Source organism: Flavonifractor plautii ATCC 29863 (assembly GCF_000239295.1).
Lineage (GTDB): Bacteria > Bacillota > Clostridia > Oscillospirales > Oscillospiraceae > Flavonifractor > Flavonifractor plautii.
Genome location: NZ_JH417833.1, coordinates 45,735 through 52,623, shown reverse-complemented (window position 1 = coordinate 52,623; position 6,889 = coordinate 45,735). Strand labels below are relative to the sequence as shown.

6 protein-coding genes and 1 riboswitch are annotated in these 6,889 nt (G+C 64.2%); of the genes, 4 read left to right on the top strand and 2 right to left on the bottom strand.

The window, feature by feature from the left end; genetic code table 11:
- Positions 1-216: 216 nt before the first annotated feature.
- Entirely contained in the window at positions 217-2,100 is a 1,884-nt protein-coding gene (locus HMPREF0372_RS15155) for a tetratricopeptide repeat protein (protein ID WP_007494352.1), read from the bottom strand.
- A 138-nt stretch (positions 2,101-2,238) separates the two neighbouring features.
- On the opposite strand from HMPREF0372_RS15155, the gene lspA reads away from it, so the two are divergent.
- From lspA to HMPREF0372_RS15135, 4 genes are all read left to right on the top strand, one after another.
- Complete coding sequence (gene lspA / locus HMPREF0372_RS15150) at positions 2,239-2,715, top strand: signal peptidase II (protein WP_007494350.1); 477 nt, start codon at positions 2,239-2,241, stop codon at positions 2,713-2,715.
- Positions 2,690-3,604, top strand: coding sequence for an RluA family pseudouridine synthase (locus HMPREF0372_RS15145; protein WP_007494347.1), 915 nt, complete (start codon positions 2,690-2,692; stop codon positions 3,602-3,604). The genes lspA and HMPREF0372_RS15145 overlap by 26 nt, the downstream gene beginning before the upstream one ends.
- A 23-nt stretch (positions 3,605-3,627) precedes the next feature.
- Positions 3,628-3,742, top strand: a riboswitch (TPP riboswitch).
- Positions 3,743-3,816: 74 nt separating this feature from the next.
- Positions 3,817-4,410 (top strand): energy-coupled thiamine transporter ThiT, encoded by a 594-nt coding sequence (locus HMPREF0372_RS15140; RefSeq protein ID WP_050810509.1) that lies wholly within the window; start codon positions 3,817-3,819, stop codon positions 4,408-4,410.
- A 3-nt stretch (positions 4,411-4,413) separates the two neighbouring features.
- Complete coding sequence (locus HMPREF0372_RS15135; RefSeq protein WP_007494342.1) at positions 4,414-5,232, top strand: HAD-IIB family hydrolase; 819 nt, start codon at positions 4,414-4,416, stop codon at positions 5,230-5,232.
- Positions 5,233-5,317: 85 nt separating this feature from the next.
- On the opposite strand, the gene HMPREF0372_RS15130 is transcribed toward HMPREF0372_RS15135, so the two are convergent.
- Positions 5,318-6,751 (bottom strand): M20/M25/M40 family metallo-hydrolase, encoded by a 1,434-nt coding sequence (locus tag HMPREF0372_RS15130; RefSeq protein ID WP_039997741.1) that lies wholly within the window; start codon positions 6,749-6,751, stop codon positions 5,318-5,320.
- Positions 6,752-6,889 lie beyond the last annotated feature (138 nt).

Sequence of the window (6,889 nt, the reverse complement as noted above, 5' to 3'; positions counted from 1 at the left end):
TAGGGGCGGCCCTTGTGGCCGCCCGCGGGCGGGGGTGGGCACCCGCCCCTACAAGCCTGTATTTTCTCCCTTCCCGTATAGCCACCCACCAGGGTGGCCCCGCTTGCCCCTTCAAGGCAATTTATCTTCTGTCCGCATCGGCCCCCTGGGCGGGGACAAGCCCCGCCCCTACGCCGCGGCTGCAGGGCGCGCCCGCGCAAAAGGACACGCCGCAGGCTATGCCTGCGGCGTGTCCTCCTCTTCTTCCGTTTTTTTCGTCAGGCTGCGGTAGGTCTCCCAATCCCGTTCGGCCTTCTCTGTCTGCTCCAGACCCTCATAGGCATCGGCACGGATGTCGTATGCCTTGGCGTACCCTGGATCCAGCTTGATGGCCTTGTTACAGCTTGTGACCGCCTCGCTGTATCGCTCCAGCCTGTTGAGAACAATTCCCACGTTCACATGATAAAGCGCCCTATCTCCCGCGAGTTTGACCGCCTTTCGGTGATCGGCCAGCGCCTTTTCTGTCTCCATCTGGGACAAGTATACAACCCCCCGGTTGTTATAGGCTCTTGCATAATTAGGGTCGATCTGGATGGCCTTTTGGTAGCTCTGCAGGGCCTCCTGTACCTCTCCAAGCCTTTCCTGCACATCTCCCAAGGTCGTATAGAGCTCCGCATCGGCCGGTTCCAGCTCCAGCGCCTTCTCATAATCGGCCTGGGCCCTTTTATACTCCTCCAGAGCTTGGTAAGCGCTGCCCCGCTCCCTGTAAAGCCTCTTGTCCCCCGGTGGCAGTTTGATTGCCCTGGTGAAGTCAAGGACAGCTTTGTCATACAGCTTCACAGTGGTAAAGCACAGGCCCCGATTGCGGTACACCTCCGAAGTCTCCTTTAGTTCCAGCGATCGGCTGTATTCCCGGATTGCCAGCTCTGTTTCTCCCAACCTTCTGTAGCAAAACCCCTTATACCAGTAGAGCTTGCTGTCCTCCATTCCCAACTCTTTGGCTTTCGTGAAGTCCTCCAGCGCCTGGGCATAGTCGTTGGCAAAATAGTAGAGCTTTCCCCGCTCCCAGTAGGCCTCCCCGTCCTCCTCGTCCAGCTCGATGCGACGGTCCAGCCGCTGAAGCTCCTCCCGCTGTTTGGCGTCCATGGCCCGGAGGATGGCGCTCTGGGTCTCGCTGGGGGTCTCCGCGGCCCGCAGCTTCTCCTGAAATGCCTTGACCTGCTCCTGATAGTCCCTCACCCGCTGCTCGGCCGCGCTTTCGATATGCTCGCAGGGGTCAGTATAGCCGAACCGCTGCCCCATCAGGTACATCATCTCGTCAAAGCCCTCAATGGGGATAAAGTATCCGCTGTGGCGCTCCACCACCTTCTGAATCTCCTCCGGCGGCTCGTCGTGGCGGTAGCACCAGTAGAGGCCGCTCAGGCACTCGGTCTCCTTCAGAAAGTCCATCAGGCTGTGGTCGCCCCCGGCATAGCCGATCACCACGGGGGTATAACGCTTGAAGGCCTCCCGCAGGATATCCTTCCACTGCTTCGACAGGCCGTTGACCTGCTCGGCCCGGTTGAGGGGGTCAAAGAACAGGCCCCGGTGGAGCTTGGCGATGATGGGCCGGCTGGTGTTGAAGTTGATGTACTGGGCCAGCAGCTCGTGGCTGATGACGATGGGCCTTTTATCCGTGTAGATAAACAGGGCGTCCTCCACCAGGCTGTCGAAATTGGTGGTGATCACCAGGTTGTTGCGCGTGTTGGCCAGCAGGGCGGCCAGGGGATAGTAGCCCAGGCTGGGCTGGGCGCGCTCCAGCGTCCGCTCCAGAAAAGCGGAGCCGTTCTGATAGTCCGGAAAAAAGCGCATGGCATAGAGGTCAAAATAGGCCCGGCTGGACGGCTTGGTCGAGCGCACCCCCAGCCGCTTTTTCAGCTCCTTGATCTCCTCCTTGGAGCATTGCTCCAAAATCTCCCCGTGCCACTGTTTGGCCAGTTCCTCCCCGGTGGGGATACCAGAGGTCTTGGAGGCCCCGGCGCCCAGGATGAAGCAGTAGCGCCGCTCGTTTTTACAGCCCTCCTCAAGGGTATTCAGGAACACATTTAACGAAAGGGTCCGCCTTTCATCCAACGCACTCACCACCTTTCGGCTTTTTGCCCCAGTATACCAGATTTTTCTTGTTTCTTCAATTGGAATCTACATCCGATCTTCCGGGTTGCCCCCGGCGGCAGGCCGTGATAAAATAGAACAAAACCGAAGAAAAGGAGCCCTTTGCCCATGTTATACGCCGTTCTCGTGGTGGCCCTGGTGGTACTGGACCAGGTGGTCAAGTTCCTGGTGCGGGCCAACATCCCCCTGGGGGGAGACGTCCCCTTTCTCCCCCATATTCTCCATCTCACCTATGTGCAGAACACCGGCGCGGCCTTCTCCCTGCTGGAGGAGCACACCTGGATTCTGACCATTGTGTCCCTGGTGGTGTCCGTCCTGCTGGTGGTGCTTCTGGTGAAAAAGGTCTTTCCCCGCCCCTTCGCCATGGCCGCCCTGTCCATGGTGCTGGCCGGGGCGGTGGGCAACCTGATCGACCGGGCCCTGCTGGGCTACGTCACCGACATGTTTGAGACCCTGTTCATGCGCTTTGCCGTCTTCAACGTGGCGGACATCTGCGTGGTGGTGGGTGGCATCGCGTTCTGCGTGTACTACCTCTTCTTCCACGGCAAGGAGGAGGGCCATGGAGCCGATTCTGCTGCGGGCTGACCGGGCGGGGGAGCGGGCCGACCAGCTCCTGGCCCGGCTGGTGCCGGAGCTGACCCGCTCGGCGGCCCAGCGCCTGCTGGAGGAGGGGGCGGTCACCCTCGGCGGCCGCCCGGTGAAAAAGAACTATAAGGCCGCCGAGGGCGACGTGCTGGAGGTGCGCCTCCCGGAGCCGGAGCCGGTGGACGTGCTCCCCCAGGCCATCCCCCTGGACGTGGCGTATGAGGACGCCGACGTGATTGTGGTCAACAAGCCGGTGGGCCTGGTGGTTCACCCGGCGGCGGGCCATCCGGACGGCACACTGGTCAACGCTCTGTTATATCACTGTGGCGAATCACTCTCCGGAATCAACGGAGCCCTCCGCCCCGGCATCGTCCACCGCATCGACCGGGACACATCGGGGCTGCTCATTGCCGCCAAGAACGACTTTGCCCACCAGGCCCTGGCCGCCCAGCTCCAGGATCACTCCCTTTACCGGGAGTACGAGGCGGTGTGCGTGGGCGGCCTGCGGGAGGACCACGGTACCGTGGACGCACCCATCGGCCGCCACCCCACCGACCGGAAGAAGATGTGCGTGGATTGGAAAAACGGTCGTCCGGCGGTGACTCACTGGACGGTGTTGGAGCGCTTCCCCGGCTATACCCATATTCAGTGCCGTCTGGAGACCGGCCGCACCCACCAGATCCGGGTGCATCTGGCCTCCATCGGCCACCCCCTGCTGGGGGACGTGGTATACGGGGCCAAGAAGCCCGTCCCCGGCCTGGCGGGCCAGTGCCTTCACGCCAGAAGGCTCTCCTTTGTCCACCCCCGCACCGGGGAGCGGGTCACGGTCGAGTGTCCGCTGCCTGCCTATTTTACCCAAGTGTTGACAAAGCTGCGCCATTTGGTATAAACTTTAGGATAACCGTAGAACAAATCGAATCGCAGGGGCGCTGGACGCAAGTCCGGCTGAGATCAGGGCGTATGGCCGCCCGTGTCCCTTAAACCTGATCCGGGTAATGCCGGCGTAGGAAGAGTATTCGACGATAGAGGTCGTTTCTCCCGTACCGCATTGCGCTGTTTCCGGTTTGCGCTGCGGTACATTTTTTAGGAGGAATGAGCTCTATGTCTGAACCTGTCACCACAAAAGCCCCTGGCCGCCGCCGTATGTATCTGCTGGTGCGGATGCTTTGCGAAGGCGGACTCATGATCGCCCTTGCCCTGGTGCTGGGGCTTCTCAAGGTATTTGAGCTGCCCCAGGGCGGCTCCATCTCGCTGGAGATGCTTCCCCTGCTGTTCTTCTGCGTGCGCTGGGGCATGGGAGGCGGCTTCATCGCCTGCTTTGCCTTCGGCGTACTCCAGGTATTCATCCAGGGCGCGGTAAGCTGGGGCTGGCAGTCCATCCTGCTGGATTATGTGCTCGCCTTCGGTGTTATGGGCATCGCCGGCCTGGGCCGTGGCAAGCCCCACGGCATCTTCTGGGGCAGCGTGCTGGGCGGAGCCGCCCGCTTTGTTGTCCACTATATCAGCGGTATCACCATTTACAAAATTCTGGCCCCCACGGAGATCTTCGGCACAGTATTCGACAATCCCGCCCTCTACTCCCTTATCTACAACGGCAGCTATGTCGGGATTGACCTTGTCCTGTGTCTGGTGATTTTTGGCATTCTCTATGCACCGCTGAAAACGTATATGACGGGGGCCGATCTGAGAAGGTAAGGTGTGAATCAGTTGGGCAAATTCAACGGCGTGCTGCTGGTCAGCGATTTTGACGACACCCTCTACGGGGAGGACATGCGCATCACCCGGGAAAATGTGGAGGCCCTGACCTACTTTACCCGGGAGGGGGGCACCTTCACCGTGGCCACCGGCCGCGCCCGCCCCAACTTCGCCCCCCACGCCAGCCACATACCCATCAACGCGCCGGTGATTCTGTCCAACGGCTCCGCCCTGTACGACTTCCGGACAGGGGAGATGATTTACGAGACCTTTCTGCCCGACCGGGTGCGGGAGGATCTCCAGCAAATGGCCCGGGCCATTCCCACCATCGGCTTTGAGGCCTACCACCACGACGCCATCTACGTCTACCAGCCCAACGCCGTCACCCAACGCCACCTGGAGCGGGCGGGCATGACCGCCCGGGAGGTGCCCATTGCGGATATCCCCCTGCCCTGGAGCAAGGTCATTCTCCAGCAGGACTATGAAACCCTCCTGCACACCCAGCGCTACCTGCTGGAGCGGTGGGGAGAGCATTACGAGGTGATCTTCTCCAACCGGGTGCTGCTGGAGCTGACCCGGAAGGGGAGCAGCAAGGGCGGCATGGTGCAGTACCTGGCCCGCCGCCTGGGCATCGACGCCCAGCACATCTACTGCGTGGGGGACAACCAGAACGACATCCCCATGCTGGCCGTCTCCGCCATCCCCTTCGCCCCCGCCAACTGCGCCCCCGAGGTCAAGCAGTGGGGCGCCCGTATCCTGGGCGCCTGCGAGGAGAGCTGCGTGGCGCAGATTGTGGATATCCTGGATCATATTTACGCGTAAACATGTGCGCCGCCCGCCGGAACTCCGGCGGGCGGCGCGTACTTTCTTGCTTGTACCCTGTTGTATTGCGTGGACGGCCGCCCGTCTAAAGGGCCTCCATCGCCCCGGCCAGCAGCAGGGCGTAATCGGGCAGCCCGTCCAGGGGTGCCCGCTCATCCACCGAGTGGGCGTCCAGAATGTCCGGCCCGGCGGAGGCCATGACCAGCCCCGGGGCCTTGGCCCGGAACACCGACGGCTCCAGCCCCACGTGGACGGCGGAGAGCTCCAGCGTCCGGCCGGTCTGCTCCCGCCACACCCGGCCCAGCACCGCCGCCAGGGGGTTGGCCCGGTCGCCGGGCCAGCCGGGGTAGCCGGTGACGGACAGGGAGAACCCGTGGGCCGCCCCCAGGGCCATGTGCCGGCCAGCCAGCTCCGCCTCCCACTCCGGCCGGGCGGAGCGCAGGAAGGCGCACACCTCATAAACATCCCCCTCGGTCCCGGCCCGGCCCAGGTTGGCGGAGGCCCCCACCGTACCGGGGAAGGCCGGCTCCATGGCGTACACCCCGTGGTACAGCCCCATCAAAAAGGCCAGGACGTGGGCCTGGAAGGCCGGCGTCCACGCCCGCTCCGGCCTCTCCGCCGGGGCGCAGGCCACGGTCAGGCCGGGATCGGCCGCCCGGTAGTCGGCCAGGGCGCCCCGCAGGGGGGAGAGGTCGGGCTCCGCGGGGCAGAATACCACTGCCTCGGCCTGGGCGGGGATGGCGTTGTGGGTCAGGCCCCCGGAGAGGGAGGCGATCCGCCCGCCGGGCAGCCCGGCCAGATAGGCGGCCAGCAGCTTGATCGGGTTGGCCCGGCCCCGGTTGATGTCGTCGCCGGAGTGGCCGCCCCGGCCGCCGGAGAGGGTGAGCCTCCAGGCGGGGAGCGCCGGGGCCGGCCCGGCGTCCAGCGGGGCGGCCCAGGTCTCCCGCCTTCCGCTGGCCGAGCCCACCACCGCCCGGCCCAGGTGAAAGCCGTCGGTGTTGAGCAGGTATTCCGCCCCGGCCAGCCAGTCGGGCGCCACCTCCTTGGCCCCCTCCAGCCCCACCTCCTCGGCGGTGGTGAAGAGCAGGCGCAGGGGCCCGTGGTTCACCGCCCCGGTGGACAGGAGCCACAGCGCCGCCGCGTTGCCCAGGTGGTTGTCCGCCCCCAGGGAGGAGCGGCCGTCCGAGCGGAGGAAGCCCCCCTCCTCCACCACCGTCACCGGGTCGGTGAGGGGGTTCCAGCCGCTGCCCGGCCGGACGGCGCACACCATGTCCAGGTGGCCCTGGAGGATCAGGCGGGGGGCGCGTCCCCGGCCCGGCGCGGGGGGCACGTCGGCCATCCGGTTGCCCGCCCCGTCCCGGACGGGGGAGAGGCCCAGCCCCCGCAGGTATGCGTCCAGCTCCTCCCCGGCGGCCTCCTCGTGCCGGGAGGGGCGGGGGCGGCGGGAGAGGATGCGGAAGGTGTGTACGATGCCCCGGGTGATGGCCTCCCGGCCCCCCAGGCGCTCCAAAAGCGTCATATGCAATCCCTTCTTTCGGGGGTATTCTACCACATCTCCGCCCGCCGCGCCAGGACTAGGCCTTGTTTGAAAAATAGCAATATGGCCAGCGGCGAGGAATTTTACCCGCTGGCAAGCAATTTTTTCGCAGGAATCCTG